The sequence below is a fragment of the Plantibacter sp. CFBP 13570 genome, from assembly GCF_014841395.1.
GTDB classification, from domain to species: domain Bacteria; phylum Actinomycetota; class Actinomycetes; order Actinomycetales; family Microbacteriaceae; genus Plantibacter; species Plantibacter auratus.
The window spans coordinates 1-25,792 of the sequence record NZ_JACYTW010000053.1 but is presented as its reverse complement, the minus strand read 5'-3'; the positions used below and the strand labels follow the sequence as shown (position 1 = coordinate 25,792).

General features: G+C 68.7%; 31 protein-coding genes. 30 read left to right on the top strand and 1 reads right to left on the bottom strand.

Annotated elements, in window-relative coordinates; all coding sequences use genetic code 11:
* The 27 genes from rpsE to IFT89_RS20630 form a co-directional block, all read left to right on the top strand.
* Nucleotides 1-646, top strand: a 646-nt coding sequence (rpsE, locus tag IFT89_RS15655) for a 30S ribosomal protein S5 (RefSeq protein WP_202939415.1), incomplete at its 5' end; no start/stop codon positions are given.
* Nucleotides 646-828 carry a 50S ribosomal protein L30 gene (gene rpmD / locus IFT89_RS15650; RefSeq protein WP_079001710.1) on the top strand — a complete coding sequence of 61 codons (183 nt, stop codon included), beginning with the start codon at nucleotides 646-648 and terminating at the stop codon, nucleotides 826-828. The genes rpsE and rpmD, both read left to right, overlap by 1 nt.
* A complete protein-coding gene (rplO, locus tag IFT89_RS15645; RefSeq protein ID WP_079705265.1) occupies nucleotides 828-1,424 on the top strand; it encodes a 50S ribosomal protein L15 in 597 nt (198 codons plus the stop codon). Before rpmD ends, rplO begins: the two co-directional genes overlap by 1 nt.
* 93 nt (nucleotides 1,425-1,517) lie before the next feature.
* Nucleotides 1,518-2,846, top strand: coding sequence for a preprotein translocase subunit SecY (gene secY, locus IFT89_RS15640; protein WP_064296691.1), 1,329 nt, complete (start codon nucleotides 1,518-1,520; stop codon nucleotides 2,844-2,846).
* Entirely contained in the window at nucleotides 2,843-3,448 is a 606-nt protein-coding gene (locus IFT89_RS15635) for an adenylate kinase (protein WP_137242157.1), read from the top strand. The genes secY and IFT89_RS15635 overlap by 4 nt, the downstream gene beginning before the upstream one ends.
* Nucleotides 3,449-3,469: 21 nt before the next feature.
* Nucleotides 3,470-4,309 carry a type I methionyl aminopeptidase gene (gene map / locus IFT89_RS15630; RefSeq protein WP_202939414.1) on the top strand — a complete coding sequence of 280 codons (840 nt, stop codon included), beginning with the start codon at nucleotides 3,470-3,472 and terminating at the stop codon, nucleotides 4,307-4,309.
* Nucleotides 4,310-4,366: 57 nt separating this feature from the next.
* Entirely contained in the window at nucleotides 4,367-5,251 is an 885-nt protein-coding gene (locus tag IFT89_RS15625; protein ID WP_213014296.1) for an aminodeoxychorismate lyase, read from the top strand.
* 149 nt (nucleotides 5,252-5,400) lie between these two features.
* Nucleotides 5,401-5,622, top strand: coding sequence for a translation initiation factor IF-1 (infA, locus tag IFT89_RS15620; protein WP_017885304.1), 222 nt, complete (start codon nucleotides 5,401-5,403; stop codon nucleotides 5,620-5,622).
* An 80-nt stretch (nucleotides 5,623-5,702) separates the two neighbouring features.
* Nucleotides 5,703-5,816, top strand: a complete 114-nt coding sequence (gene rpmJ / locus IFT89_RS15615) for a 50S ribosomal protein L36 (protein WP_021759549.1) — start codon at nucleotides 5,703-5,705, stop codon at nucleotides 5,814-5,816.
* Nucleotides 5,817-5,978: 162 nt separating this feature from the next.
* On the top strand, nucleotides 5,979-6,353 hold the full coding sequence (rpsM, locus tag IFT89_RS15610) for a 30S ribosomal protein S13 (RefSeq protein WP_064296688.1): 375 nt from the start codon (nucleotides 5,979-5,981) through the stop codon (nucleotides 6,351-6,353).
* Nucleotides 6,354-6,394: 41 nt separating this feature from the next.
* Nucleotides 6,395-6,793 carry a 30S ribosomal protein S11 gene (gene rpsK, locus IFT89_RS15605; protein WP_056008094.1) on the top strand — a complete coding sequence of 133 codons (399 nt, stop codon included), beginning with the start codon at nucleotides 6,395-6,397 and terminating at the stop codon, nucleotides 6,791-6,793.
* A gap of 157 nt (nucleotides 6,794-6,950) precedes the next feature.
* Nucleotides 6,951-7,943 carry a DNA-directed RNA polymerase subunit alpha gene (locus IFT89_RS15600; protein ID WP_056008091.1) on the top strand — a complete coding sequence of 331 codons (993 nt, stop codon included), beginning with the start codon at nucleotides 6,951-6,953 and terminating at the stop codon, nucleotides 7,941-7,943.
* Between the two features lie 44 nt (nucleotides 7,944-7,987).
* Nucleotides 7,988-8,545, top strand: coding sequence for a 50S ribosomal protein L17 (gene rplQ / locus IFT89_RS15595; protein ID WP_085510253.1), 558 nt, complete (start codon nucleotides 7,988-7,990; stop codon nucleotides 8,543-8,545).
* A 94-nt stretch (nucleotides 8,546-8,639) separates the two neighbouring features.
* Nucleotides 8,640-9,653, top strand: a complete 1,014-nt coding sequence (locus tag IFT89_RS15590; protein WP_202939413.1) for a GNAT family N-acetyltransferase — start codon at nucleotides 8,640-8,642, stop codon at nucleotides 9,651-9,653.
* Nucleotides 9,643-10,587: a tRNA pseudouridine(38-40) synthase TruA gene (gene truA / locus IFT89_RS15585; RefSeq protein WP_194644113.1), complete on the top strand. Its 945-nt coding sequence runs from the start codon at nucleotides 9,643-9,645 to the stop codon at nucleotides 10,585-10,587. The genes IFT89_RS15590 and truA overlap by 11 nt, the downstream gene beginning before the upstream one ends.
* Before the next feature lie 176 nt (nucleotides 10,588-10,763).
* The gene (gene rplM, locus IFT89_RS15580) at nucleotides 10,764-11,210 is read left to right on the top strand and encodes a 50S ribosomal protein L13 (RefSeq protein ID WP_071259493.1); all 447 of its coding nucleotides are present in this window, start codon (nucleotides 10,764-10,766) and stop codon (nucleotides 11,208-11,210) included.
* 28 nt (nucleotides 11,211-11,238) lie between these two features.
* Entirely contained in the window at nucleotides 11,239-11,724 is a 486-nt protein-coding gene (gene rpsI / locus IFT89_RS15575) for a 30S ribosomal protein S9 (RefSeq protein WP_064296683.1), read from the top strand.
* Between the two features lie 25 nt (nucleotides 11,725-11,749).
* Nucleotides 11,750-13,111 (top strand): phosphoglucosamine mutase, encoded by a 1,362-nt coding sequence (gene glmM / locus IFT89_RS15570; RefSeq protein WP_137242153.1) that lies wholly within the window; start codon nucleotides 11,750-11,752, stop codon nucleotides 13,109-13,111.
* A 46-nt stretch (nucleotides 13,112-13,157) separates the two neighbouring features.
* On the top strand, nucleotides 13,158-14,111 hold the full coding sequence (gene coaA / locus IFT89_RS15565) for a type I pantothenate kinase (RefSeq protein WP_137242152.1): 954 nt from the start codon (nucleotides 13,158-13,160) through the stop codon (nucleotides 14,109-14,111).
* A gap of 126 nt (nucleotides 14,112-14,237) precedes the next feature.
* A complete protein-coding gene (glmS, locus tag IFT89_RS15560; protein WP_191940632.1) occupies nucleotides 14,238-16,085 on the top strand; it encodes a glutamine--fructose-6-phosphate transaminase (isomerizing) in 1,848 nt (615 codons plus the stop codon).
* A 74-nt stretch (nucleotides 16,086-16,159) separates the two neighbouring features.
* Nucleotides 16,160-16,516, top strand: a complete 357-nt coding sequence (locus tag IFT89_RS15555; protein ID WP_064296680.1) for a holo-ACP synthase — start codon at nucleotides 16,160-16,162, stop codon at nucleotides 16,514-16,516.
* Complete coding sequence (alr, locus tag IFT89_RS15550) at nucleotides 16,513-17,673, top strand: alanine racemase (protein ID WP_137242150.1); 1,161 nt, start codon at nucleotides 16,513-16,515, stop codon at nucleotides 17,671-17,673. The genes IFT89_RS15555 and alr overlap by 4 nt, the downstream gene beginning before the upstream one ends.
* Nucleotides 17,670-18,170 carry a tRNA (adenosine(37)-N6)-threonylcarbamoyltransferase complex ATPase subunit type 1 TsaE gene (tsaE, locus tag IFT89_RS15545; protein ID WP_124768828.1) on the top strand — a complete coding sequence of 167 codons (501 nt, stop codon included), beginning with the start codon at nucleotides 17,670-17,672 and terminating at the stop codon, nucleotides 18,168-18,170. Before alr ends, tsaE begins: the two co-directional genes overlap by 4 nt.
* A gap of 10 nt (nucleotides 18,171-18,180) precedes the next feature.
* Nucleotides 18,181-18,810, top strand: a complete 630-nt coding sequence (gene tsaB / locus IFT89_RS15540) for a tRNA (adenosine(37)-N6)-threonylcarbamoyltransferase complex dimerization subunit type 1 TsaB (RefSeq protein WP_202939411.1) — start codon at nucleotides 18,181-18,183, stop codon at nucleotides 18,808-18,810.
* Nucleotides 18,807-19,343 carry a ribosomal protein S18-alanine N-acetyltransferase gene (rimI, locus tag IFT89_RS20385; RefSeq protein WP_240043932.1) on the top strand — a complete coding sequence of 179 codons (537 nt, stop codon included), beginning with the start codon at nucleotides 18,807-18,809 and terminating at the stop codon, nucleotides 19,341-19,343. The genes tsaB and rimI overlap by 4 nt, the downstream gene beginning before the upstream one ends.
* Nucleotides 19,340-20,398 carry a tRNA (adenosine(37)-N6)-threonylcarbamoyltransferase complex transferase subunit TsaD gene (gene tsaD / locus IFT89_RS15530; protein ID WP_202939410.1) on the top strand — a complete coding sequence of 353 codons (1,059 nt, stop codon included), beginning with the start codon at nucleotides 19,340-19,342 and terminating at the stop codon, nucleotides 20,396-20,398. The genes rimI and tsaD overlap by 4 nt, the downstream gene beginning before the upstream one ends.
* A 94-nt stretch (nucleotides 20,399-20,492) precedes the next feature.
* On the top strand, nucleotides 20,493-21,266 hold the full coding sequence (locus tag IFT89_RS20630) for a DUF4190 domain-containing protein (RefSeq protein ID WP_202939409.1): 774 nt from the start codon (nucleotides 20,493-20,495) through the stop codon (nucleotides 21,264-21,266).
* 38 nt (nucleotides 21,267-21,304) lie between these two features.
* Here IFT89_RS20630 and IFT89_RS15520 read toward each other — a convergent pair whose 3' ends face one another.
* Complete coding sequence (locus IFT89_RS15520) at nucleotides 21,305-22,510, bottom strand: class I SAM-dependent methyltransferase (RefSeq protein ID WP_137242146.1); 1,206 nt, start codon at nucleotides 22,508-22,510, stop codon at nucleotides 21,305-21,307.
* Between the two features lie 158 nt (nucleotides 22,511-22,668).
* Here IFT89_RS15520 and groES point away from each other — a divergent pair, with 158 nt between their 5' ends.
* The 3 genes from groES (at nucleotide 22,669) to IFT89_RS15505 (ending at nucleotide 25,564) form a co-directional block, all read left to right on the top strand.
* Nucleotides 22,669-22,965, top strand: a complete 297-nt coding sequence (gene groES, locus IFT89_RS15515; protein WP_056008047.1) for a co-chaperone GroES — start codon at nucleotides 22,669-22,671, stop codon at nucleotides 22,963-22,965.
* 195 nt (nucleotides 22,966-23,160) lie between these two features.
* Nucleotides 23,161-24,099 carry an EamA family transporter RarD gene (gene rarD / locus IFT89_RS15510; protein WP_137243117.1) on the top strand — a complete coding sequence of 313 codons (939 nt, stop codon included), beginning with the start codon at nucleotides 23,161-23,163 and terminating at the stop codon, nucleotides 24,097-24,099.
* A gap of 187 nt (nucleotides 24,100-24,286) precedes the next feature.
* Complete coding sequence (locus IFT89_RS15505) at nucleotides 24,287-25,564, top strand: ABC transporter substrate-binding protein (protein WP_079705276.1); 1,278 nt, start codon at nucleotides 24,287-24,289, stop codon at nucleotides 25,562-25,564.
* Nucleotides 25,565-25,792: the final 228 nt, after the last annotated feature.

The following is a 25,792-nucleotide window of genomic DNA, read 5'->3' as shown; positions in this document are numbered from 1 at the left end:
CGCGGCATCGACGGCGCCCACCGGCGACCGCGAGCCGCGCGAGGCGCGCCGCGGAGGCCGCGAGCGCAACCCCAACCGCGACCGCGGTAGCCGCGACAGCGACAAGAGCCAGTTCCTGGAGCGCGTCGTGACCATCAACCGTGTCTCGAAGGTCGTGAAGGGTGGTCGTCGCTTCAGCTTCACCGCCCTCGTGGTCGTCGGTGACGGCAACGGCATGGTCGGCGTCGGCTACGGCAAGGCTCGCGAAGTCCCGCTCGCGATCGCGAAGGGCGTCGAAGAGGCGAAGAAGAACTTCTTCCGCGTCCCGCGCGTCGGCTCGACCATCCCGCACCCCACCCAGGGTGAGGCAGCAGCCGGTGTGGTGCTCCTGCGCCCCGCCGCCGCTGGTACCGGTGTCATCGCCGGTGGTCCCGTCCGCGCCGTCCTCGAGTGCGCCGGCATCCACGACGTGCTGAGCAAGTCGCTCGGTTCGTCCAACACGATCAACATCGTCCACGCGACCGTCACGGCGCTGAAGCAGCTCGAGGAACCTCGTGCCGTTGCAGCCCGTCGTGGTCTCGAGTTCGACCAGGTCGCTCCGGCCCGCCTGCTCCGTGCAGAGGCAGAGGCCGTTCAGGCGGCCGCTGCTGCGAAGGTAGGTGCCTGATGGCCCAGCTGAGGATCACCCAGATCAAGGGCAGAATTAGTGAGAAGCAGAACCAGCGCGACACGCTTCGCAGCCTGGGTCTCCGTCGCATCGGTGCTGTCGTCGTCCGCCCGGACAACGCGCAGAACCGCGGCTACGTGAACACTGTTGCTCACCTCGTACAGGTTGAGGAGATCGACTAATGGCTGAGAAGAACGAAACCACTGAGGAGAAGGCCCCCAAGGCCGCTGCGAAGGCAGCTCCGAAGACGGCTGCCGCGAAGGCCGAGCCCAAGGCGAAGGCTGCCCCCAAGGCTGCTGCCGCCAAGAAGCCCGCGAAGGACGAGCCCGCTGAGAAGCGCGAGCAGGTCCTGAAGGTGCACCACCTGCGTCCGGCCGCCGGAGCCAAGAAGTCCCGGATGCGCGTCGGCCGTGGTGAGGCGTCCAAGGGTAAGACCGCTGGTCGCGGTACCAAGGGTACGAAGGCGCGTTACAACGTCAAGGTCGGCTTCGAGGGTGGGCAGATGCCGCTGCACATGCGCACCCCGAAGCTCCGTGGCTTCAAGAACCCCTTCCGCGTCGAGTACCAGGTCGTGAACCTGGAGAAGCTCGCCGAGCTGTACCCGAAGGGTGGCGACGTCACCACGGTGGACCTCGTCGCCAAGGGTGCCGTCCGGAAGAACGAGAAGGTCAAGGTTCTCGGAAACGGTGACATCTCGGTTAAGCTGAATGTCGCGGTTGACAAGGTCTCCGGCTCAGCTGAGCAGAAGATCGTGGCAGCCGGGGGCAGCGTCAAGTAGCCCTCGGCCGGCTCCGCACAGGAGCTCACTCGGGTGGCCGGCATCATGCCGGTCACCCGGGCCGACCCCGCAACATCTCACAGGAGGCCCCTTTTGTTCAGCGCCATCGGCCGGATCTTCCGGACCCCGGATCTTCGTCGCAAGATCGGGTTCACGCTCGGGATCATCGCCATCTACCGGCTGGGGTCCTTCATCCCCGCTCCGTTCGTGAACTTCCCGAACGTGCAGCAGTGCCTCGCGAACCAGCAGGCCGCCGGCGCATCAGGCCTCTACGAGCTCGTCAACCTCTTCAGTGGTGGCGCGCTCCTCCAACTCTCCATCTTCGCGCTGGGCATCATGCCCTACATCACCGCGTCGATCATCGTCCAGCTCCTCCGCGTGGTCATCCCGCACTTCGAGACGCTGCACAAGGAAGGCCAGGCCGGCCAGGGCAAGCTGACGCAGTACACGCGGTACCTCACGATCTTCCTCGGCATCCTCCAGTCGACGACGCTCATCACGGTCGCCAAGAGCGGTGCACTGTTCGGCAACCAGGGCGGCGTCTGCGCCGACCTCATCACCGCCCAGGGCGGCACCTGGTACGGCATGCTCCTCATGGTCGTCACCATGACCGCGGGCACCGGCCTCGTCATGTGGATGGCCGAGCTCGTCACCGAGCGCGGCGTCGGCAACGGCATGTCGCTCCTCATCTTCACCTCGATCGCAGCCACCTTCCCGGGCTCGCTGGCCGCCATCTGGACCGCGAAGGGCCCGGAGGTCTTCCTCCTCGTACTCGCCGTCGGCCTCGTGATCGTCGGACTCGTCGTCTTCGTCGAGCAGTCGCAACGTCGGATCCCGGTGCAGTACGCGAAGCGCATGGTCGGACGCCGGACGTACGGCGGCAACAACACCTACATCCCCATCAAGGTCAACATGGCCGGTGTGGTGCCCGTCATCTTCGCGTCGTCGATCCTGTACCTGCCGGCCCTCATCGCGCAGTTCAACCAGCCGACGACCGGCACCCCGGCACCCTGGGTCCTGTGGATCCAGCAGTACCTCACCAAGGGCGACCACCCGCTGTACATGCTCATGTACTTCCTGCTCATCGTCGGCTTCACCTACTTCTACGTCGCGATCACCTTCAACCCTGAAGAGGTCGCCGACAACATGAAGAAGTACGGCGGGTTCATCCCCGGCATCCGTGCCGGACGCCCGACGGCCGAATACCTCGACTACGTCCTGACCCGCGTGACCCTGCCCGGATCGATCTACCTGGGGTTGATCGCCCTCCTGCCGCTCATCGCCCTGGCGCTGGTGGGCGCGAACGCCAACTTCCCGTTCGGCGGCGCATCGATCCTCATCATCGTCGGTGTCGGGCTCGAGACGGTCAAGCAGATCGACTCGCAGCTCCAGCAGCGCCACTACGAAGGGCTCCTGCGTTGAGCGCGGCCGGCAAGCCCCGTCTGCTCATCGTCGGTCCTCCGGGATCCGGCAAGGGCACGCAGGCGGCCTTCCTCTCGGAGCGCTTCGGCATCCCCGCGATCTCGACGGGCGACATCTTCCGCGCTCACATCAAGGGCGGCACACCGCTCGGCAAGCAGGTCCAGGAGCTCGTGCGCGGGGGCGGGTACGTTCCCGACTCGGTCACCAACGAGATCGTCCGGGGCCGTCTGCACGAGCCTGATGCGATCGAAGGATTCCTGCTCGACGGATACCCGCGGACGACCGACCAGGTCGTCGCGCTGGACGCGCTGCTCGCCGAGAGCGGAGCGAGTCTGGACGCCGTCGTGCTGTTGGAGGCCGATACCGAAGAGGTCGTCGTGCGGCTGCTGAAGCGTGCAGAAGCCGAAGGTCGTCCCGACGACACGGAAGAGGTCATCCGTCACCGGCTGGAGCTCTACGCGCAGGAGACCGCCCCGCTCATCGAGGTCTTCACCGCTCGTGGGCTCGTCGTGGCCGTCGACGGTCTCGGTGAGGTCGCCGAGGTCACCGCTCGGATCGACGCGGCCCTCGCCGCCCGCGGCATCATCGTTCCGGCCGTCTGACGCACCGACACGTCCACCACGGTGTTCCGGAAGTCGATCTACAAGACCCCTGATCAGATCCGCGCGATGATCGCGCCGGGGCTGGCCACAGCGGCATCGCTCGATGCGGTGCGCGCGCTCGTCGCCCCCGGGGTGACGACGCTGCAACTCGACGCGGCTGCCGAGGCGGCCATCGTCGCGGCCGGCGGGCACTCCAACTTCAAGCTGGTGCCCGGCTATCGCCACACGGTCTGCACCTCGGTCAACGAGGACGTGGTCCACGGCATCCCCGGGTCACGCGTGCTGCAGGCGGGCGACATCGTGTCGATCGACAGCGGCGCCGAGATCGACGGCTGGAACGGCGACTCCGCGATGACCGTCGTGCTGCCCGATCCCACGCGCCCGGAGCTCGTCACCGAGCGCGAGCGCCTCTCAGCGGTGACGGAGGGTTCGCTGTGGGCCGGGATCGCCGAGCTCGCGACCGCCCGACACCTCAACCAGGTCGGTGCCGCGATCGAGGAGTACGTCGAGGACCACTCACCCGAGGGGAAGCCCTACGGGATCCTCACGGACTACGTCGGGCACGGCATCGGACGCACGATGCACGAGGCACCGCCGGTGTTCAACTACCGGGTCCGTCAGCGTGGACCCGAAGTGAAGCCCGGACTCGTGGTGGCCATCGAACCCATGGTGGTCGCCGGGAGCCCAGACACCTTCGTCCGCGACGACGAATGGACCGTCGCCACCCTCGACGGCGGCTCGGCGGCGCACTGGGAGCACAGCGTCGCCGTGCACCGCGACGGCATCTGGGTCCTGACCGCTCACGATGGCGGAGCCGCCGCCCTCGCCGCCTTCGGCGTCACCCCGGTCCGTCCCGCCTGACCGCGCGGCCGCCTGGTCGCCGGCCGGACCTCCTCCGTCCCGGTAGAGTTGCTCGGCATGAGCGTGCCGATCGTGTTCCTTCTCGACGTCCTCCCCGCAGACACCGTCATCGACGACGCCGACCTCGCGGCCACGATCACGCCGGCCGGCGACGGGTCCGGTGTCTTGAGCGTCTTCGACCTGGGCCCCGCGCGGGGGGATGGGATCTTCGAGACGATCGGTGTCGTCGGCCGGCACCCGCAGTCGGTCGAGGCGCACCTCGATCGACTGACCGAGTCGGCGGCGATCCTCGATCTGCCCGCGCCGAACCACGCACAGTGGCGGCTCGCCATCGCCCGCGCGGTCGCGGAACTCCCCGACGTCGATCAGAGCGCCGTCCGACTCGTCGTGACGCGGGGGAGTGGCGGACGCCCGACCGCGTGGATCTCGGCGACGCCGGCTGACGGGTTCCCCGAGCGCGAGAACGGCATCGAGGTCGTCCTGCTCGACCGCGGTCTCGCGAGCGACGTGCAGGAGCGTTCGCCGTGGCTGCTCGCCGGTGCCAAGACGCTGTCGTACGCGGTCAACATGGCCGCGCTCCGTGAGGCGCACCGACGTGGAGCGGACGACGTGCTCTTCGTCAGCAGCGACGGCTTCGTCCTCGAAGGACCCACCTCCACCGTGGTCGTGCGGATCGGCGGCACCTTCGTGACACCGCCTCCGTCGAGTGGCATCCTGCCCGGCACCACGCAGCTCGCGCTCTGGGCCCGTCTCGAGGAGCAGGGGCTCCCGCACGAGTACCGGATGCTGACACCGGAGGACGTGCTCGACGCGGAGGCGGCTTGGCTGCTCTCCAGCGTCCGACTGGCCGCGCCGGTGCGTGGCGTGGACGGGCGTCCGCTGCCGATGGACGCCGGTCTCACGGCGCAGATCAACGACGCGCTGCGCTCCCGCACCGACTGACGGGCCCCGGCCGACGTTGAGTTGGCGAAACCCGGAAACATAGCATAGAATCGATCTTTGGTGCTTTCTGCATGCCTTCGGCGAGCCGACATCCGCACCGCAATCCACCCGCACGACCAGTGCGACTCAACCTGAGCGACAGTGAGGCTATGGCCAAAAAAGACGGCGTCATCGAGATCGAGGGCCAAGTGGTCGAGGCTCTGCCCAACGCGATGTTCCGCGTTGAGCTGACCAACGGACACAAGGTACTTGCCCACATTTCGGGCAAAATGCGTCAGCACTACATCCGCATCCTCCCAGAGGACCGCGTGATCGTGGAACTGACCCCCTACGACCTGACCCGTGGTCGGATCGTCTACCGCTACAAGTAGGTCGCGCTGTAAGTAACGGCCGGACGCGCCGCCACCATCCGGTGGTGGGCCCGGCACGATGACAGCGAAAAGAGAGAACTATGAAGGTCAAGCCCAGCGTCAAGAAGATCTGCGACAAGTGCAAGGTCATCCGTCGCAACGGCCGCGTCATGGTCATCTGCGAGAACCCGCGCCACAAGCAGCGCCAGGGTTGATCTCAGAGGATCTGCAGCACGCAGCCCTGAGCAACACAGCACCACCCCTCTAACGGCAGTTCCAGATCCCGCAGCACATCGTGCGCCGCGGGTGACACCTCGGGTCGGAGGCCCGAGCACCGGAACTGCTCCACACCTCCACAACTCCTAGGAGAAGCCACCATGGCACGTCTCGCCGGCGTAGACATCCCACGCGACAAGCGCGTGGAAGTTGCACTGACGTACATCTACGGTGTTGGCCGCACGCGGTCACTCAAGACCCTCGCCGACACCGGCATCAGCGGAGACATCCGCGTGAAGGATCTCACCGATGACCAGCTGATCGCCCTGCGCGATTACATCGAGGGCACCTTCAAGGTCGAGGGTGACCTCCGCCGTGAGGTCGCCGCCGACATCCGCCGCAAGGTGGAGATCGGGTCCTACCAGGGCATCCGTCACCGTCGTGGACTTCCGGTCCGCGGCCAGCGCACCAAGACCAACGCGCGCACCCGCAAGGGCCCGAAGCGCACCGTCGCCGGCAAGAAGAAGGCTCGCTAGGCCCCGCCTAGTCGCCTCGTCATAGGACTCAGGAGATATTCATGGCAGCACCAAAGTCGGCCGTTCGGAAGCCGCGTAAGAAGGAAAAGAAGAACATCGCCGTGGGCCAGGCCCACATCAAGTCGACGTTCAACAACACGATCGTCTCGATCACCGACCCCTCGGGCGCGGTCATCAGCTGGGCTTCGTCCGGTGGCGTCGGCTTCAAGGGTTCGCGCAAGTCGACCCCGTTCGCCGCACAGCTCGCCGCCGAGTCGGCTGCGCGTCAGGCGCAGGAGCACGGCATGAAGAAGGTCGACGTCTTCGTCAAGGGACCCGGCTCCGGCCGCGAGACCGCGATCCGTTCCCTCCAGGCCGCAGGCCTCGAGGTCGGCTCGATCAACGACGTCACGCCTCAGGCACACAACGGCTGCCGTCCCCCGAAGCGTCGCCGCGTCTAATTCCTTCGGTTCACCGGCCGTGATCCGTCCGTAGCGATCGTCTGATCGCCGCGGACGGATCACGGCATGGTCCTGGTGACCAGGGCCAGCGAACACCATTCACTACCTCGCCAACGCAAGTGTCATATAGCGGACACTTAGCCGAAAGGAATCCATAGTGCTCATCGCACAGCGCCCTACGCTCACCGAAGAATCCATCTCGGAGTTCCGCAGCCGGTTCATCATCGAGCCGCTCGAGCCAGGCTTCGGGTACACCCTCGGGAACTCGCTCCGTCGCACCCTGCTGTCGTCCATCCCGGGTGCAGCCGTCACCAGCATCCGCATCGACGGCGTGCTGCACGAGTTCAGCACGATCCCCGGTGTCAAGGAAGACGTCACCGAGATCATCCTGAACATCAAGGGCCTCGTCGTCTCCAGCGAGCACGACGAGCCGATCACGGCGTACCTCCGCAAGACCGGCGCAGGCCAGGTCACCGCAGCCGACATCTCGGCTCCGGCCGGCGTCGAGGTCCACAACCCGGACCTCGTCATCGCGACCCTCAACGACAAGGCGAAGTTCGAGCTCGAGCTCACGATCGAGCGTGGCCGCGGCTACGTGTCGGCCACGCAGAACCGCAACGAGTTCAGCGAAGCCGGTCAGATCCCCGTCGACTCGATCTACTCGCCCGTCCTCAAGGTGACCTACCGCGTCGAGGCGACTCGTGCCGGTGAGCGCACCGACTTCGACCGCCTGGTCGTCGACGTCGAGTCGAAGCCGGCCATCACGCCGCGCGACGCCATCGCGTCGGCCGGTCGCACGCTGACCGAGCTGTTCGGCCTGGCTCGCGAGCTCAACACCGCCGCAGAGGGCATCGAGATCGGCCCCGCGCCGGTCGACGCCGTGCTGCCGGGCGAGCTCTCGATCCCGATCGAGGACCTCGACCTCTCCGTGCGCTCGTACAACTGCCTCAAGCGCGAGGGCATCAACAACGTCAGCGAGCTCGTCGCGCTGTCGGAGACGCAGCTCATGAACATCCGCAACTTCGGACAGAAGTCGGTGGATGAAGTTCGCGACAAGCTCACCGAAATGGGCCTCTCCCTGAAGGACTCGGTTCCCGGGTTCGACGGCGCCCACTTCTACAGCGGCTACGACGACGAGACCGTCTCCTAGCACGCGATCCACCTGACGACTTTCCAACCTGAAGAGAGACAAGAATGCCTACTCCCACCAAGGGACCCCGCCTCGGAGGCGGACCTGCCCACGAGCGTCTCCTGCTCGCCAACCTCGCTGCTGCGCTGTTCACCCACAAGCGCATCCAGACCACCGAGACCAAGGCGAAGCGCCTGCGTCCGCTCGCTGAGCGCCTGATCACCTTCGCGAAGCGCGGCGACCTGCACGCCCGCCGTCGGGTGCTCGCGACCATCACCGACAAGAGCGTCGTCCACGAGCTCTTCACGGAAATCGCGCCCCTCGTCGCCGACCGTCAGGGTGGCTACACGCGCATCATCAAGACCGGTTACCGCAAGGGCGACAACGCTCCGATGGCCGTGATCGAGCTCGTCCTCGAGCCCGTCACGCCGAAGGCGAAGCCGGCCAAGCAGTCCGCGAAGCACGCCGCAGCGCCGGTCGACGAGGCTCCGGCCGAGGAGACCCCCGCCGAGACCTCGGCCGACGCCGAGGCGACGGAAGCCGTCGAGGCGACCGAGACCGACGGCGAGTCCGTCGACGCCGGCGAGACCACCGACGAGGCACCCGCGAAGGACGCCAAGTAGGTTCAGCGACACACGAACGGAACCCCGCTCTCCACCTGGAGGGCGGGGTTCCGTCGTTCCTGGCGGCGCTGCGACGGTGTCCTAGGCTGGAGACATGAGTACCACTCCCGCCGTTCCGGCCGGCCAGCCGGCCCTGCCACAGCACCCCGACGTCGACCAATGGCGTCCGGCGGTCCGCGCGGACATCGACGACATCGTGGCGCTGTGCCGCGCCATGGATCCGTTCGACAACCCCCACCGGGTGACGAGCCGCGACGAGATCGCGGACCAGTTCGACCACGCGTGGATCGACATGGCTGCGGACAGCCTGCTGGCGATCGCCGCCGACGGCACGCTGGTCGCCTACGCGATGGTGATCCTGTCGCCCTCACGAGACGTGTCCGTGTATTCGTACGTCTTCGGCGGCGTGCATCCCGCATGGCGTGAGCGGGGGATCGGTCGCGGGCTGCTCGCGTGGTCGCTGGAACGGTCCGAGCAGCAGCTGGCCTCCGTCGAGACGGGTGCTCCAGCTTCCTCCCGGGCCTGCGTCGACGAACGGAACCCGGGGGCGGCGCGCCTGTTGGAACGGTTCGGCTTCGCCGTGGCGCGGTACTTCACGATCATGGAACGCGATCTCTCCGCGCCCGTCGACGAGATCGACGTGCCCGACGGTGTCCGACTCGAGGCGTACCACCCGGACGTGGCCGAACGCACGAGGGAGGCTCGGAACGACTCGTTCCGGGACCACTGGGGCAGCCTGGAGACGGTCCCGGCCATGTGGGCGCAGTTCGTCGGCGGATCCCACTTCCGCGACGACCTCTCGGTGGTCGCGATCGACGACGACGGACGGGTCGTCGGCTTCACGCTGGCCGAGGTGGACGAGGACAGCTGGTCCGCGCAGGGGTTCACCAGCGCGTACATCGCCCTCGTCGGGACCGTCCGCGACTGGCGTGGCCGACGACTCGCGCCGGCTCTGCTTGCCACCGCGCTTCGTCGGATCCAGGCAGCCGGCCTCGAGCGGGCGACGCTGGAGGTCGACACGGCCAGCCCCACGGGTGCACTCGGGCTGTATGAACGACAGGGCTTCGTCGCGACGACGCGTGATCTGGCGTACGTCCGTGAGCGCTGAACAGGTCGCGGCAGCGGAGGTTCTCCCGACCCAGCGGTTCCGGCTCGCCATCGCGTACGACGGCACGGACTTCGCCGGATGGGCGAAGCAGCCGGGGCTCCGGACGGTCGAGGGGGTCCTGGAGGAGGCGCTGTATCGCGTGCTCGGGAAGACCGTCCCGCCCATGCCACGGTTCGTGGTGGCCGGACGGACGGATGCCGGGGTGCACGCGGCCGGTCAAGTGGCCCACCTCGACCTCACCGAGCCACAGCTCGCGAAGATCACGCGATTGCAGGGGCGCCACGCCGAGTTCCACGACGGGACGCCGCGGAACGAGACCGCGAGCTCCCTCCTCGTGCGTCGACTGAACGGCGTGCTCGGGATGGACCGCGACGTCGTGATCCACACGGCGGAACCGGCGTCGGAGGGCTTCGACGCGCGCTTCTCGGCGGTCTGGCGTCACTACCGCTACCGCCTCGCGGACGCCGACGTCCGCAAGGACCCGATCCTCCGGCGGACGACGAGCTGGACGACGGCGTCGCTCGACGTCGAGCTGCTCCACCGGGCGGCCACCTCGCTCGTCGGGCTCCACGACTTCCAGGCGTACTGCAAACCGAGACCGCGCGCGACGACCATCCGGACCCTGCAGTCCTTCAGCTGGGAGCGGGACGAGGCGGGCGTGCTCGTGGCGAGCCTCACCGCCGACGCGTTCTGCCACAGCATGGTGCGGGCGCTCGTCGGCGCCTGCGTCGCCGTGGGGGAGGGGCGCATGTCGCTCGACGAGGTCGTCCGGCTCCGCGACGGCGGACGCCGCGAGATCGACTTCCGGGTGATGCCGGCGCGCGGACTCACCCTCGTCGAGGTCGGGTACCCCGAGCCGGGGCTGTTGCATGCGCGGGCCGCCGAGACCCGACAGCGGCGGAGCCACGAGCACGTGGAAGCGAGCGCCGAGTGAGGTTCCCGGTGGGAATTGACCGCCGGGACGTCGTCGCGTAGACTCTCCCGTTGGTGCCTGCGCCTTCTGCGGCGCGGTACCCGAAGTTGAGCCCTCCACCTCGGGCGTTCCGTTCGGAACACCCAACAGGAGCGGGATTCACGAACGACCAACTCCGACCAGAAAGCAGCACTATTGTGACGCGCACGTATTCCCCGAAGGCCAGTGAGATCACGCACGACTGGGTCGTCATCGACGCCACCGACGTGGTCCTCGGCCGCCTGGCCAGCCACGCTGCAGCGCTCCTGCGCGGCAAGCACAAGGCGACCTTCTCCCCTCATATGGACGGTGGCGACTTCGTCATCATCATCAACGCCGACAAGGTGGCCCTCACCGGCGCCAAGCTCCTGCAGAAGAAGGCCTACCGCCACTCCGGTTACCCGGGCGGGCTCTCGGCCGTCACCTACGCCGAGCTCCTCGAGAAGAACCCGATCCGCGCCGTCGAGAAGGCGATCCGCGGCATGCTGCCGAAGAACACGCTCGGCCGCGACCAGCTGAAGAAGCTCAAGGTCTACACGGGCAGCGAGCACCCGCACGCCGCTCAGCAGCCCAAGCCGTTCACGCTCGACCAGGTCGCCCAGTAAGCGCCGGACAAGAAAAAAGGATTACACAGTGGCGAACATCGCAGATTCCATCGAAGAGACCCCGCAGAGCTACTCCACCGAGTCGGCTCCTGAAGCAGCAGTCACCGCACCTCGCGCCGTGCTGAGCGTCCCCGGCGCAGCCGTCGGCCGTCGCAAGCAGGCCATCGCCCGCGTGCGTCTCGTCCCCGGCAGCGGCACCATCACGGTCAACGGCCGCACGCTCGAGGACTACTTCCCGAACAAGCTGCACCAGCAGCTCATCAACGACCCGTTCACCGTCCTCGACCTGGCCGGCGGCTACGACGTCATCGCACGCATCTCCGGTGGTGGCCCCTCGGGCCAGGCCGGCGCGCTGCGCCTCGGCATCGCTCGCTCGCTGAACCAGATCGACGAGGAGAACAACCGCGCCACCCTGAAGAAGGCCGGCTTCCTCTCCCGCGACGCTCGCGTCAAGGAGCGCAAGAAGGCCGGACTCAAGAAGGCCCGTAAGGCTCCGCAGTTCTCGAAGCGCTAAGCGCTCTCAAGACAAGCGAAGCTCGATGCCTCAGCTGTTTGGTACCGACGGCGTACGCGGACTCGCGAACGCCGACCTGACGGCAGACCTCGCTCTCGGCCTTGCCCAAGCCACCGCAGTGGTGCTTGGGCAAGGCCGTAGTGCTGAGGCCCGCCGTGCCGCCGGGAAGCGCCCGGTCGCCGTGCTCGCACGCGACCCACGTATCTCCGGCGAGTTCCTGTCCGCCGCCGTCGCGGCGGGCCTGGCGTCCTCGGGCGTCGACGTGCTCGAGGCCGGCGTGCTGCCCACGCCCGCGACGGCGTTCCTCATCGCCGACATCGACGCCGACTTCGGCGTGATGATCTCCGCCTCGCACAACCCCGCGCCCGACAACGGCATCAAGATCTTCGCCCGCGGCGGCACGAAGCTGCCCGACGCCGTGGAACGCCGGATCGAGGAGTACCTCGACCGCCCCAAGCTCAGCCCGACCGGTGCAGACGTCGGCCGGATCATCCGCTTCGCCGACGCCGAGGACCGCTACGTCCTCCACCTGCTCGGCAGCCTCCCGAACCGCCTGGACGGCATCCATGTCGTCCTCGACTGCGCGCACGGCGCGGCCGCGGGAGTGTCGCCGGAGACCTTCCGCGACGCCGGGGCCAAGGTCACGATCATCGGCAACGACCCCGACGGCATGAACATCAACGACGGCGTCGGCTCCACGCACCTCGACCTCCTGTCCAAGGCGGTCCTCGAGCACGGTGCCGACCTCGGCATCGCACACGACGGCGACGCCGACCGCTGCCTCGCGGTCGACGCTGCGGGCAAGGTCGTCGACGGCGACCAGATCATGGCCATCCTCGCCGTCTCGATGCAGGAGCGCGGCAAGCTCAAGGACGACACGCTCGTCGCCACGGTGATGAGCAACCTCGGCCTGCACGTCGCTATGCGCGAGCACGGCATCAACGTCGTCCAGACCGGGGTCGGCGACCGCTACGTCCTCGAGGCGATGAACGCGAACGCCTATTCGCTCGGCGGTGAGCAGTCGGGCCACGTGATCATGGCCGACTACGCGACCACCGGCGACGGCATCCTCACCGGCCTGCACATCGTGGCCGAGATGGCGCGCACCGGGAAGACGCTCGCGGAGCTCGCTGCGGTGATGCAGGTGTACCCGCAGATCCTCGTCAACGTCACGGGTGTCGACCGCACGCGCCTCGTCGGCGACGAGGTCGTCGACGCTGCCGTACAGGCTGCCGAAGTCGAGCTCGGAGACGACGGACGCGTGCTGTTGCGGCCGTCCGGCACCGAGCAGCTCGTCCGCGTCATGGTCGAGGCGGCCGACCAGCCGACCGCCGATCGTCTGGCGCACCGCCTCGCCGACGTCGTCCGCGAGCGACTCGCCATCTGAGTCGTCCGGCGGCGGGTCGGCACCTCAGCTGTGGAAGAGTGATCGCATGACTTCGATGACGACGGGCGGTGCCTCCGGGCAGCCGACGCCCTACGTGGAGATCGACCGTGCCGAATGGGCGCGACTCGCTCCGGAGACGGCCACACCGCTCAGCGAGACCGAGGTCGTGCAGATCCGTGGCCTCGGCGACCGTCTCGACATGCGGGAGGTCGAGGAGGTCTACGTGCCGCTCAGCCGGCTGTTGAGCCTCTACGCGAAGGGCACTCAGGACCTCGGGCGCGCGACGAGCCGGTTCCTCGGCGACCAGGCGCTCCGGACGCCGTTCGTGATCGGTGTGGCGGGTTCCGTGGCCGTCGGCAAGTCGACGATCGCGCGGCTCCTGCGCGAGCTGCTGTCGCGCTGGCCGGACACCCCGCACGTCGAACTCGTGACGACCGACGGCTTCCTCTATCCGAACGAGGAGCTCCAGCGGCGCGGCATCATGGATCGCAAGGGCTTCCCCGAGTCCTACGACCGGCGCGCGCTCCTGCGGTTCATCACCGCGGTGAAGAGCGGTGCCGCCGAGGTGCGGGCACCGTTCTACTCGCACCTGCGCTACGACATCATCCCGACGGCGCAGGTCGTCGTCCGGCGCCCCGACGTCCTGATCGTCGAGGGCTTGAACGTGCTGCAGCCGGCTGCGACGGCGAGCGGACTCGCGATCAGCGACCTGTTCGACTTCAGCATCTACGTCGACGCACGGACGCGCGACATCGAGTCCTGGTACGTGGACCGCTTCATGGCGCTCAAGCGGGGCGCGTTCTCGAACCCGAACTCCTTCTTCAACGTGTTCGCCGAGCTCTCCGATGAGGAGGCGGCTGATCAGGCGCGTGGGTTCTGGCGCTCGATCAACGAACCGAACCTCATCGACAACATCCGCCCGACCCGCTCGCGCGCCAAGCTCGTGCTGCGGAAGGACTCCGATCACACGGTGTCCTCGGTGCTGCTCCGCAAGCTCTGACCCGCGGCAGAGGAAGGGCCCGGGAACCGGTGGATCTCGGCGAGACCGTCCTGCTCCGAGGCTGAGCGCCGGCGCCTCGAGGTTGGTGCAGGATCCTCGCAAAATCGCACGATTATGCTGCTCTACATGTGTGGAATCGTAGGGTACGTCGGGAACGACAAGACGGTGGACGTCCTCATGGGCGGACTCAAGCGGCTCGAGTACCGGGGGTACGACTCCGCCGGGATCGCCGTGCTCGACGCGACGGGTTCGCTGAACACCCGGAAGCGCGCCGGGAAGCTGGCCGTCCTCACCGAGGACCTCGCCGCGAACCCCATCGCGCCGGGCTCGACCGGTATCGGTCACACCCGTTGGGCGACCCACGGTGGACCGACGGACCGCAACGCGCACCCGCACCTCGGTGACGAAGGACGCCTCGCGCTCATCCACAACGGCATCATCGAGAACTTCGCCGAACTGCGCGCGGAGCTCCTCGCGGACGGCTTCACCTTCGAGAGCGACACCGACACCGAGATCGCCGCCGTGCTGATCGGCCGCGAGTACCGTTCCACCGGCGACCTCACCGAAGCCTTCCGCCGCGTCGTCGCTCGCCTGGACGGCGCCTTCACGCTGCTCGCCATGCACCAGGACCTGCCCGGCGTCGTCATCGGTGCGCGTCGGAACTCGCCGCTCGTCATCGGGCTCGGCGACGGCGAGAACTTCCTCGGGTCGGACGTCGCCGCGTTCGTGCAGTACACCCAGCGCGCGGTCGCGATCGGCCAGGACCAGATGGTCGTCATCACGCCCGACGACGTGACGGTCACCGACTTCTCCGGCAACCACGTCGTGACCGAGCCGTTCGAGATCCAGTGGGACGCTTCGGCGGCCGACAAGGGCGGCTGGTCGAGCTTCATGGCGAAGGAGATCAGCGAGGAGCCCGACGCGGTCGCGAACACGATCCGCGGGCGGGTCGAGGGCGGCCAGGTCGTCATCCCCGAACTCGCCGGTCTCGACGAGCTCTTCCTCGACATCAACCGCATCGTGATCATCGCGTGTGGCACCGCCGCCTACGCGGGCACGGTCGGCACCTACGCGATCGAGCGCTGGGCCGGGATCCCGGTCACCGTCGAGCTGAGCCACGAGTTCCGCTACCGCGACCCGGTCATCGACGCGCGCACGCTCGTCATCTCGGTGAGCCAGTCGGGCGAGACCATGGACACGCTCATGGCGGTGCGTTTCGCGAGCGAGTCCGGCGCGAAGACCCTGTCGATCTGCAACACCCAGGGCGCCACGATTGCGCGCGAGTCGGACGCCGTGGTGTACACCCACGCGGGGCCCGAGGTCGCGGTCGCGTCCACGAAGGCGTTCACCGCTCAGATCACGGCGCTGTACCTGTTCGGGCTGCACCTCGCGCGGGTCCGCGGCACCCAGACTCCGGAGTTCCTGGCGTCGCAGGTCGAAGAGCTGCAGGCCGTGCCCGACAAGATCGCCAGCATCCTCGGGGCCTCCGAGAAGATCGCGCAGCTCGCCCACTGGATGGCCGACTCCCGCGCGGTGCTCTTCCTCGGTCGCCACGTCGGCTACCCGATCGCGCTCGAGGGTGCGCTGAAGCTCAAGGAGCTCGCGTACATCCACGCTGAAGGCTTCGCCGGTGGCGAGCTCAAGCACGGCCCGATCGCCCTGATCGAGCCGGGTCAGCCCGTCTTCGTCGTCGTCCCGAGCCCGCGTGGCTCGGCGATCCTGCACCCGAAGGTCATCTCGACCATCGAGGAGATCCGCGCACGTGGTGCCCGGGTCATCGCGATCGCGGAGCAGGGCGACGCCGCCGTCCTGCCCTCGGCCGACGAGGTCATCCCGATCCCGCTCGCCGGTCCGCTGTTCGAGCCCCTGCTCGCCGTCATCCCGCTGCACATCTTCGCGATGGAGCTCGCGACGGCGAAGGGCCTCGACGTCGACCAGCCGCGCAACCTCGCGAAGTCCGTCACGGTCGAGTAGGGGCGGTCCGCGGGGTCCGAGGTGGCCCGTCGAGCGGGCCTCCGGGCCGCACACGACGGCCGTAGAGTAGAGGGATGATCATCGGCATCGGGGTGGACCTGGTCGACCTCGCACGGTTCGAACGGGCGATCACGCGCACCCCGAACCTGCTGGCCAGGCTCTTCGTCCCGTCGGAACGCGACCTCCCGCTGCGGTCCCTCGCCGGACGGTTCGCGGCCAAGGAGGCGCTCATCAAAGCACTGGGTTCCTCGGACGGTATCCGGTGGCAGGAGATGGCGATCGTGAACGGTCCGGAGGGGAAGCCCGACTTCGCGCTGTCCGGCGTCACGGCTGGTGTCGTGGCCGAGCGGGGGATCACGAGCATGCACCTGACCATGACCCACGACGCCGGGGTCGCCGTCGCGTTCGTCGTCGCGGAGCGGGAGGGATGACGCCCGTGTCCGAGCACGACGAGCGACCGACCCGCGAGGCGATCATCGACCTGGACGCCCTGCGCCACAACGTCCGTCGTCTGCGTGAGCTGACCGGCGTCGGTGAACTCATCGTCGTCGTCAAGGCCGACGCCTACGGGCACGGTGCCGAGGCAATCGCCCGCGCGGCGGTCGAGGCCGGGGCCGATCGCTTGGGCGTCGCCGACATCACGGAGGGCGTCGCGCTGCGTGCCGCCGGGATCACGGCACCGATCCTCGCCTGGCTGCACGGCCCGCAGGCCGCCTTCGGCGCCGCACTCGACGCCGGGATCGACCTCGGTCTGTCGTCGGTGGCGCAGCTGGACCGCGTGATCGAGGCCGCGCGGGATCGGCCGTCCGTCGTGCCGGTCGTCCAACTCAAACTCGAGACCGGGCTCAGCCGGAACGGCGCGGCCGAAGCCGACTGGCCGGAGCTCTTCCAGGCCGCCGCAGCCGCCGAGGCCGCCGGGCTCGTCCGGGTCGACGGGCTGTTCTCGCACGTCTCGAACACCTCCACAGACGACGACCGGGCGGCCGCCGTCCGCTTCGAACGCGGTGTGGCCCTCGCCACGGAAGCCGGTCTCGCTCCGCGGAGTCTGCACCTCGCCGCGTCGGCGGCAGCGCTCGGCGAGCCGTCCCTCCGCTACGACGCCGTCCGCCTCGGACTCGCCGTGTACGGTCTCTCGCCCTTCGAACCCACCGACGACGCCGGCCGCTCGGCCGACGCCTTCGGCCTCCGGCCCGTCATGACCCTCCGGGCGACGGTCGCCGCCGTGCGTCGGGTCGAACCGGGCGCCGGGGTGTCCTACGACTACAGCTACCGGACCAGCACGGCGACGACGCTCGCCCTCATCCCGCTCGGATACGCCGACGGTGTGCCGCGGAGCGCCTCGAACGCCGGTCCGGTCATGATCAACGGACGCCGCTACCAGGTGTCCGGGCGGATCGCGATGGACCAGTTCGTCGTCGACGTCGGCGACGACGCGGTCGCGGTGGGTGACGACGCCGTGCTCTTCGGCGATCCGGCGTCCGGCGCGCCGCGCGTCGAGGAGTGGGCGGAGGCCGCCGGCACCATCAACTACGAACTCGTCACCCGCATCGGGCCGCGCGTGGTCCGGACGACCGGGGAGCGGTCATGACCGATCACGTCCTCACCCCGGGCACCGTCGAGGTGGCGACGCCCGAGGAGATGCACGCGTACGGCGTCCGACTCGGCACGGAACTGCGTGCCGGGCAGCTCCTGGTCCTGACCGGGCCGCTCGGAGCAGGCAAGACGACCCTCACGCGAGGGATCGGCGAGGGCCTCGGGGTCCGCGGCCCCGTCACCAGCCCCACCTTCGTGCTCGCCAGGACGCACCCGAGCCTCGTCGGCGGTCCGCCGCTCGTCCACGTGGACGCCTACCGGCTCGGCTCGGCGCTCGAACTCGACGACCTCGACATCGACTTCGCCCGGTCCGTCGTCGTCGTGGAGTGGGGAGCCGGATTGCTCGACGGCGTGGTCCCCACCTGGTTCGAGCTCGTCATCGAACGTCCGACCGGAGCCGGCGACGAGCCCGCCACGGACGACGCCGGCGAGGAGCCGATCGAGCGCCGGACCCTCACGCTCTCGCGGCACCCCGCCATCGACGCCGGGTAGGCTGGACGACGTGCTGTTGGCGATCGATACATCCGCGGGTTCGAGCGTCGCCGTCGTCACCCTGGGTGGCAAGATGCTGGCCGAACGGTCCTCCGACGACCCGATGCGGCACGCCGAGGTCATCGGGACGCTCATCGCCGGATGCCTCGACGACGCCGGGATCGAGGTCGCCGCGCTCACCGGGCTGGTCGCGGGTATGGGACCAGGGCCGTTCACCGGACTCCGGATCGGGATCGCCGCGGCCCGCAGCTTCGGGATCGGCGCAGGCCTCCCGGTGCACCCCGTGGTGAGCCACGATGCGATCGCGCTCGACGCCTACCGTTCCGGTTCCGCCGCACCCGACGCCACGCTCCTCGTCGTCACCGACGCCCGCCGTCGCGAACGCTACTGGACGAGCTACGCCGGACTCGACGCAGCCGGCCTCCCGGTCCGCGTCCAGGGGCCTGCCCTCGCGAAACCCGACGACCTCCCGACCTCCGAGTCCGTGCGCCTCGACGCGCTGGTCGTCCCCGCCGGGGCATTGGGACAGGTCGCCGCCGCACTCCTCGCCACCGATGGCGGATTCGCGGGGGAGGAGCCGTTGTACCTCCGCTCACCCGACGTCACGATGTCCGCGGGCGCCAAGCGGGTGACGGCGTGAGCTGGTCGCTACGCCGCGCCGGTGTCGCCGACCTCGACGCGATCATGGAGCTCGAGCACACCGTCTTCGTGAACGACGCCTGGTCGGCGGACATGATGCGCGCCGAACTGTCGTCGCCGCACGGGTACTATCTCGTCGCGACGGAGGTCGACGCCGACGACGCGACACTCGCGGGCTACGGCGGTCTCTTCGCACCGTCCCGGTCCGACGACGCCGACATCCAGACCATCGCCGTCGCCGGGCACGCTAGAGGACGAGGGCTCGGACGACTCCTCATGCAGGCGCTCATCGAGCAGGCCCGGCAGCAGGACGTCACCCAGGTCTTCCTCGAAGTCAGGGCCGACAACCCCGTGGCGATCACGCTGTACCGCAGTCTCGGCTTCGAGGAACTCGGCGTCCGCCCCGGCTACTACCAGCCGGACGACGTCGACGCCATCGTCATGCGACTCACGGTCCAGCCGAGGCCGCCCATGCCCGCCCACGGCCAGTCCCCGCTCGACCAGACCGACCAGCACCCCGGGAGCATCGCGTGAACCGTGCAGAACCGCTCGTCCTCGGCATCGAGACGAGCTGCGACGAGACCGGGATCGGCATCGTCCGCGGACACCACCTGCTGGCGAACACCATCGCCTCGAGCATGGACGAACACGCACGGTACGGCGGCGTCGTCCCGGAGGTCGCCGCACGCGCCCACCTCGAGGCCCTCGAGCCCACGCTCACGGCGGCGCTCGCCGAGGCCGGCATCGCACTGGCCGACCTCGACGCCGTCGCGGTGACGAGCGGCCCCGGTCTCTCCGGCGCACTCATGGTCGGCGTGGGCGCAGCGAAGGCGCTCGCCGTGTCCCTCGGCAAACCGCTGTACGCCGTGAACCACCTCGTCGGTCACGTCGGCGCGGACGTCCTCGACTCCGAAGACGGGACGATCGAGTACCCGACGATCGCCCTGCTCGTGTCCGGCGGGCACACCTCGCTGCTCCTCGTGCGGGACCTCGTGTCGGATGTCGAACTGCTCGGCGAGACCATCGACGACGCGGCGGGCGAGGCCTTCGACAAGGTCGCGCGCATCCTGGGTCTGCCGTACCCGGGCGGTCCGCAGATCGACCGGGCGGCCGTCGGCGGCGACCCGAAGGCGATCCGCTTCCCCCGCGGACTCAGCCTGCCGAAGGACATGGAGCGGCATCGCTACGACTTCTCCTTCTCCGGCCTGAAGACGGCCGTGGCACGCTGGGTCGAGGCGAAGCAGGACGCGGGGGAGCCGGTCCCTATCGCGGACGTCGCCGCCAGCTTCCGCGAGGCCGTCGTCGACGTGCTCGTCTCGAAGGCGGTCAAGGCATGCACCGAGCTCGGCGTGCCCCGCCTGCTGCTGGGGGGCGGTGTCATCGCGAACGCACGTCTCCGCCAGGTGGCCGCCGAACGCACCGCCTCGGCCGGGATCGAACTCCGCATCCCGCCGTTGCAGCTGTGCACCGACAACGGTGCGATGATCGCCGCGCTCGCCGCGCAGCTCATCTCCGCCGGACACGAGCCGTCCTCGCTCGACTTCGGCGCCGACTCGACCCTGCCGGTCACCGAGATCCAGGTGCACTGACCGCTCGACGAGCCGTCTCCCGGCCGTCGACCGGGTGCGCGGACGTCGGCGCATAGGATGGGCCGGTACCCGGTCACGGATCGAAGGAGCGGCGATGGATCAGCACGAGCACCCCGACGGACGACCTCAGCACGAGGACGGTGCGGTGGACGGGCAGTCGCGCCCGCCGCAGGCCGAGCAGCCGAACGGACAGCCGCAGCAGCCGTGGGGGCAGCAGCCTCCGCACCAGCCCCAGGCCCAGCAGCCCTGGTCGCCGTACCAGCCGCCACAGCCCTCCCAGCAGGCCGGCGTCGGGCCGCAGGGCCAGCAGCGGCCGTACCAGCCTCAGCCCCAGGGCCGGCAGCAGCCGTACCAGCCTCAGCCCCAGGCCCAGCAGCAGCACCAGCCTCAGGGTCAGGCCTCCCCGCCACCCACGGACTGGCAGCGCGGCGCCGGCGCGCCCGTCACGCCGCCGACGCACCCTGCCCAGCAGGGGGCGTCCCCCTCGGCGCCTCCGGCGGGTTGGCAGGGCGATCACGCGACCTATCTCCAGACGGTGCCGACGGCGGTCTACCAGGCGCCGAGCCAGGGTGGCTACGCCGCGTACCAGCAGTCGCAGACGCAAACCCCTGCCGCGTCGACCGGGACCTCGCGGAGCACCTGGTCGCTCATCACCGGTGTCGTCGGGCTCGTCGTGTCGGTCTTCGTCGGTTGGGGCTTCCCCCTGTCGATCGCCGCGATCGTGCTCGGGTTCGGAGCCAGGCGTCGCGAGCCGCAGGGCCGAGGTCGCGCCCTCACCGGCCTCGTGACCGGGTTCGTCGGCCTCGCCTGCTCGGTCGGCTGGCTCGTCTACAGCGTCGTCGTGATCATCGGCTACGTCTCGACCTGATCCTCCACAGGCGCTTCGGCCCGGCGGACGCCGTCGGGTCAGGCGTCGGCGGCCGGCGTCACCCGTTCGACGAGCAGCGCACTGTGTTTGCCGGCGATCCTCGTGAGGATGATCGTGGCCGAGCCGTCGCCCTTGAGCGCGAGACGCTTCCGGAACGCCGCGGGGTCGACGTCGACGCCGCGTTTCTTGATCTCGAGGACGCCGATCCCGCGATCACGCATGGTGCGCTTGAGGACCTTCTCGTCCATCGGCAGCCGTTCGAGGACTCGGAAGGTCGTGGCGAACGGCGAGCTCGTCGCGGTGTCGGAGGTCAGGTAGGCGATGCCCTGGCCGAGCATGCCGGCCTCCAACCGGATGGCGAGGTCGCCGATGAGTCGGGCCCGGATCACGGATCCGTCGGGTTCGTGCACGTAGTCGCCGAGCTCCCGCACTGGGGCGTCGTCGGCGTCGGCCTCGGCGTGCAACTCGTGGTGGACGCCGTCCGCGAGGAGGAGCGCGGACCGTCGGACATCCGGACGGGCCAGCGGGCCGAACCAGAGCGCCATCTCGACGAGCTGTCCGTCGACCGACACCCACTGCGCCTCGGCGTCGTCGGGGATGAGGGAGCGGTCGAATCCGGGCCCGAGCTTGACGCCTGTGGGAAGGCGGGTCGCCGCACCGAAGACCAGGTCGAGGGACGGGGTGTAGTCGGCGGCACTCGACAGCCGCGCGGTGTCGGCGTGTCCTGCGGTGCGCCGCGCGGGATCGAACCAGACCGCGTCGAAGTCGTCGAGGGAGACGTCCTCGGCGGCGGCGTTCCGCACGGTCGCCGTGGGGAACGGAGCGAGGTTGTAGCTGGCGATGGCCGCGGTGACCTCGTCGATGTCGACCGCCGTGACCTCCAGGTCGAGCGAGGCCATGGCCATCGAGTCGGCGCCGATGCCGCTGCCGAGGTCGGCGATGCGCGTGAGGCCGGCCCGGGCGAACCGCCCGGCGTGCAGCGCGGCGACGGGAAGGCGCGTGGCCTGTTCGAGCCCGGCCTCGGTGAACAGCATGCGGCCGGCGAACGGACCGAACTTGCCGACGGCCTTCTGCCTGAGCCGCGACTGCGTGAGGACCGCCGCGACCAGCTCGGGGGAGTGGCCCTCCTTGCGCAGGCGCCCGACCAGGCGGACGGCCTCGTCCTTCGTCGGGTAGGGCGGCAGGGAGTCGAGGAGCCTGAGGCCGTCGGCAGTGAGGAGTTCGACGAGTTCCGAACGGTCCATGGTCAGCGGGCCTCGGGCAGAGCTGGATGCATCCGGCAACGGTAGCAGCCGCTGATTGGCACTCGCATTGCATGAGTGCCAGAAGATGCCTACACTGGAATCAGCACTCTCGCAGTGTGAGTGCTAACCACGTCTTCGTTTCAAGAAAGAGGTCAACCGTGTCGGTCTCCATCAAGCCGCTCGAGGATCGCATCGTCATCAAGCAGGTCGAGGCAGAGCAGACCACCGCTTCCGGTCTGGTCATCCCCGACACCGCCAAGGAGAAGCCCCAGGAGGGCGAGGTCGTGGCGGTCGGACCCGGTCGCATCGACGACAACGGCAACCGCGTCCCGCTCGACGTCGCCGTCGGCGACAAGGTGATCTACTCCAAGTACGGTGGCACCGAGGTCAAGTACGCCGGTGAGGACTACCTCGTCCTGTCCGCGCGCGACGTCCTCGCAGTCGTCGTCCGCTAGTCACCAGCGCACGGATCCGGCGGCCCAGGCCGCTCAACAGCCCGAATGGCATTCGCCGTTCGGGCTGTGTCCGTTTCCGGAGGGTGTCGCGGGGAGTCGCGGGTCTAGCCTGGACCAGTGCAGAACCCCAGCGATCCAGCCGACGTCGACATCCACCCCGTCACCGTCGACGGGGGAGACGACCGACGTGCGAGTGTGGCCGTACCCCAGCAGGGGAGCCGGTCCGGACTGCTCTCGGCGGTCGCCGCCTACTGCCTCTGGGGAGCGCTCCCGCTCTACTTCATCGCCCTCGCACCGGCCGGCGCCTTCGAGGTCGTGGCGTGGCGGATCCTCTTCTCCCTCGTCTTCTGCGCCGTCCTCATCCTGGCGACCCGTTCCTGGCGTCGACTGTTCGGCATCCTCCGCCAGCGCCGCATCGTCCTGACGATGGGTCTCGCCGGAGCGCTCATCTACGTCAACTGGCAGACCTACGTGTACGGTGCGCTCAACGGCCAAGTGGTCGAGGCGTCGCTCGGGTACTTCATCAACCCGATCGTGACCGTCTTCCTCGGCGTCTTCTTCCTCCGTGAGCGGCTGCGTCCGGCCCAGTGGGCCGCGGTGGTCGTGAGCGTGATCGCGGTCCTCGTCCTCGCGATCGGGCACGGCAGCGTCCCCTGGATCGCCCTCATCCTGGCCTTCTCATTCGGCCTCTACGGCTACATCAAGAAATTGGTGGGCGGCTCGGTCGACGCCGTGTCCGGGTTGACGCTCGAGACCGTGTGGCTGATGCCGGTCGCGATCGCCCAGCTCATCGCTGTCGGCGTGACCGGTGGGCTGACCATCGGCACCGCGGGAGTCGGGCACGCCCTGCTGCTCGTCGGCGCCGGCGTCATCACCGCCGTCCCGCTCCTGCTGTTCGCGGCGGCGGCCCGCCGCCTCCCGCTCACCTGGATGGGGTTCATCCAGTACTTCGCACCGATCATCCAGTTCGTCGTCGGTGTCGCCGTCCTGCACGAGGCGATGCCGCCGGAGCGCTGGTTGGGCTTCGGTCTCGTGTGGCTGGCGCTCGCGATCCTCACCGTCGACATGCTCGTCGCCTCAACGCGGGGTCGTCGGGCCGCCGGGGCCGAACGGCGCCGCTCCACGCGGGTCTGAACAGCGGATTCCAGCGCTGATCGCGCGACCACTGCAGGAAAAGCGCGAAACAGGCCCTCCTGAGGTAACGATTTGGTCGTGTTACACGCTTGTAACGTCAACGACATTGTCCAGCGCACGTGCAGCGGATAACTTGACTCAACGGCAGCCCCTGGAGCTGCCACTCTTCTGACAAGCAAGGAGTACCATGAGCGTCTTTTCGAAGGCCACGGCCGCTCGCTCCCGCCCACGTTCCATCGTTCTCGGTGGTATCGCACTGATCGGAGCCAGCGCGCTGGTCCTGAGCGGTTGCGCCTCAAGTGGTAGCGGCGACAGCGGCAGCAGCAGCAAGCCTGCTGGCGACCTGACCCTGAAGCTCGGCACGGCGTTGCCGCAGACCGGTAACCTCGCGTTCCTCGGCCCGCCCGAGGAGGCCGGTGTCGGTCTCGCGGTCAAGGAGGTCAACGACGCCGACCTCGGCATCAAGATCGACCTGACGCTCGGCGACTCGGGTGACTCCGACAACAAGGCGTACGCGACCGAGGTCCCCCGTCTGCTCTCCGAGGGCGTCACGGCCATCATCGGTGCAGCCTCCTCGGGTGTGTCGAAGCTCTTCATCGACGAAGTCACCGGCGCAGGCGTCATCCAGTTCTCCCCGGCGAACACCTCCGCGGACTTCACGACGTGGGACGACAACGGTCTCTACTGGCGGACGGCGCCGTCCGACGTGCTGCAGGGCGAGGTCCTCGGGAACCTGATCGCGGAGGACGGCAACGCCACCCTCGGCATCATCTACCTGAACGACTCGTACGGCACCGGCCTCGCGAAGTTCACCAAGGAGGCGTTCGAGAGTGCCGGCGGTGAAGTGGTCGCCGAGCAGTCGTACAACACCGGTGACACCTCGTTCGACGCGCAGATCAGCGCGGTCAAGGCGGAGAACCCCGACGCGATCGCGATCATCGCGTTCGAGGAGACCAAGACGATCGTCCCCGGTCTCGCCGGCTTCCCGTCGGACAAGCTCTACTTCGTCGACGGCAACCTCGCCGACTACAGCGCGGACTTCGCTCCGGGCACCCTGACGGGCGCCAAGGGCACGCTGCCCGGTCTCGACACCGCGAAGCTCGGTGACTTCACCGACCGCCTCCAGGCGTTCGTGAAGGACGAGGGTGGCGAGCCGCTCAAGGACTACAGCTACGCGGCTGAATCCTACGACGCCGTCATCCTGCTCGCCCTCGCGGCGCTGCAGGCCGGTTCGACCGAGGGTGCCGACATGGCGGCCCAGCTCCAGTCCGTGTCCGGTGGTAAGGACAAGGGCGAGAAGGTGACCACCTTCGAAGAGGGTGCGAAGGCCATCGCCGACGGCAAGAAGATCGACTACGACGGCAACTCCGGTCCGATCACGTTCGACGAGAACGGTGACCCGACCGAGGCGACCATCGGTATCTACCAGTACGGTGACGACAACAAGTACACCCGCACCAACTAGTCGCCCTCGCGACTGACGAGGCCCCGGAGTGATCCGGGGCCTTCGTCGTGTCCGGCCGTATCTCTGACCGCTGCCCTGAGTGTTGCGCCGTGTGTGGCGGTGCCAGCGCGGTGCGCTGACGTGAGCGCGGGTCCAGCGCGTGGGCGCGGGTCTCCAGAGACCCGCGCCCACGCGCCTGCGGCGCGCTCACGCCGATTCCGAGCCCATGCGGCACAGCGGGTCGCGCTC

Coding starts and splice junctions, on each gene's coding strand:
- rpmD (WP_079001710.1), top strand. CDS start 646: ATGGCCCAGCTGAGGATCACCCAGATCAAGGGCAGAATTAGTGAGAAG.
- rplO (WP_079705265.1), top strand. CDS start 828: ATGGCTGAGAAGAACGAAACCACTGAGGAGAAGGCCCCCAAGGCCGCT.
- IFT89_RS15625 (WP_213014296.1), top strand. CDS start 4,367: ATGAGCGTGCCGATCGTGTTCCTTCTCGACGTCCTCCCCGCAGACACC.
- infA (WP_017885304.1), top strand. CDS start 5,401: ATGGCCAAAAAAGACGGCGTCATCGAGATCGAGGGCCAAGTGGTCGAG.
- rpmJ (WP_021759549.1), top strand. CDS start 5,703: ATGAAGGTCAAGCCCAGCGTCAAGAAGATCTGCGACAAGTGCAAGGTC.
- rpsM (WP_064296688.1), top strand. CDS start 5,979: ATGGCACGTCTCGCCGGCGTAGACATCCCACGCGACAAGCGCGTGGAA.
- rpsK (WP_056008094.1), top strand. CDS start 6,395: ATGGCAGCACCAAAGTCGGCCGTTCGGAAGCCGCGTAAGAAGGAAAAG.
- rplQ (WP_085510253.1), top strand. CDS start 7,988: ATGCCTACTCCCACCAAGGGACCCCGCCTCGGAGGCGGACCTGCCCAC.
- IFT89_RS15590 (WP_202939413.1), top strand. CDS start 8,640: ATGAGTACCACTCCCGCCGTTCCGGCCGGCCAGCCGGCCCTGCCACAG.
- glmM (WP_137242153.1), top strand. CDS start 11,750: ATGCCTCAGCTGTTTGGTACCGACGGCGTACGCGGACTCGCGAACGCC.
- coaA (WP_137242152.1), top strand. CDS start 13,158: ATGACTTCGATGACGACGGGCGGTGCCTCCGGGCAGCCGACGCCCTAC.
- glmS (WP_191940632.1), top strand. CDS start 14,238: ATGTGTGGAATCGTAGGGTACGTCGGGAACGACAAGACGGTGGACGTC.
- IFT89_RS15555 (WP_064296680.1), top strand. CDS start 16,160: ATGATCATCGGCATCGGGGTGGACCTGGTCGACCTCGCACGGTTCGAA.
- alr (WP_137242150.1), top strand. CDS start 16,513: ATGACGCCCGTGTCCGAGCACGACGAGCGACCGACCCGCGAGGCGATC.
- tsaE (WP_124768828.1), top strand. CDS start 17,670: ATGACCGATCACGTCCTCACCCCGGGCACCGTCGAGGTGGCGACGCCC.
- IFT89_RS20630 (WP_202939409.1), top strand. CDS start 20,493: ATGGATCAGCACGAGCACCCCGACGGACGACCTCAGCACGAGGACGGT.
- IFT89_RS15520 (WP_137242146.1), bottom strand. CDS start 22,510: ATGGACCGTTCGGAACTCGTCGAACTCCTCACTGCCGACGGCCTCAGG.
- IFT89_RS15505 (WP_079705276.1), top strand. CDS start 24,287: ATGAGCGTCTTTTCGAAGGCCACGGCCGCTCGCTCCCGCCCACGTTCC.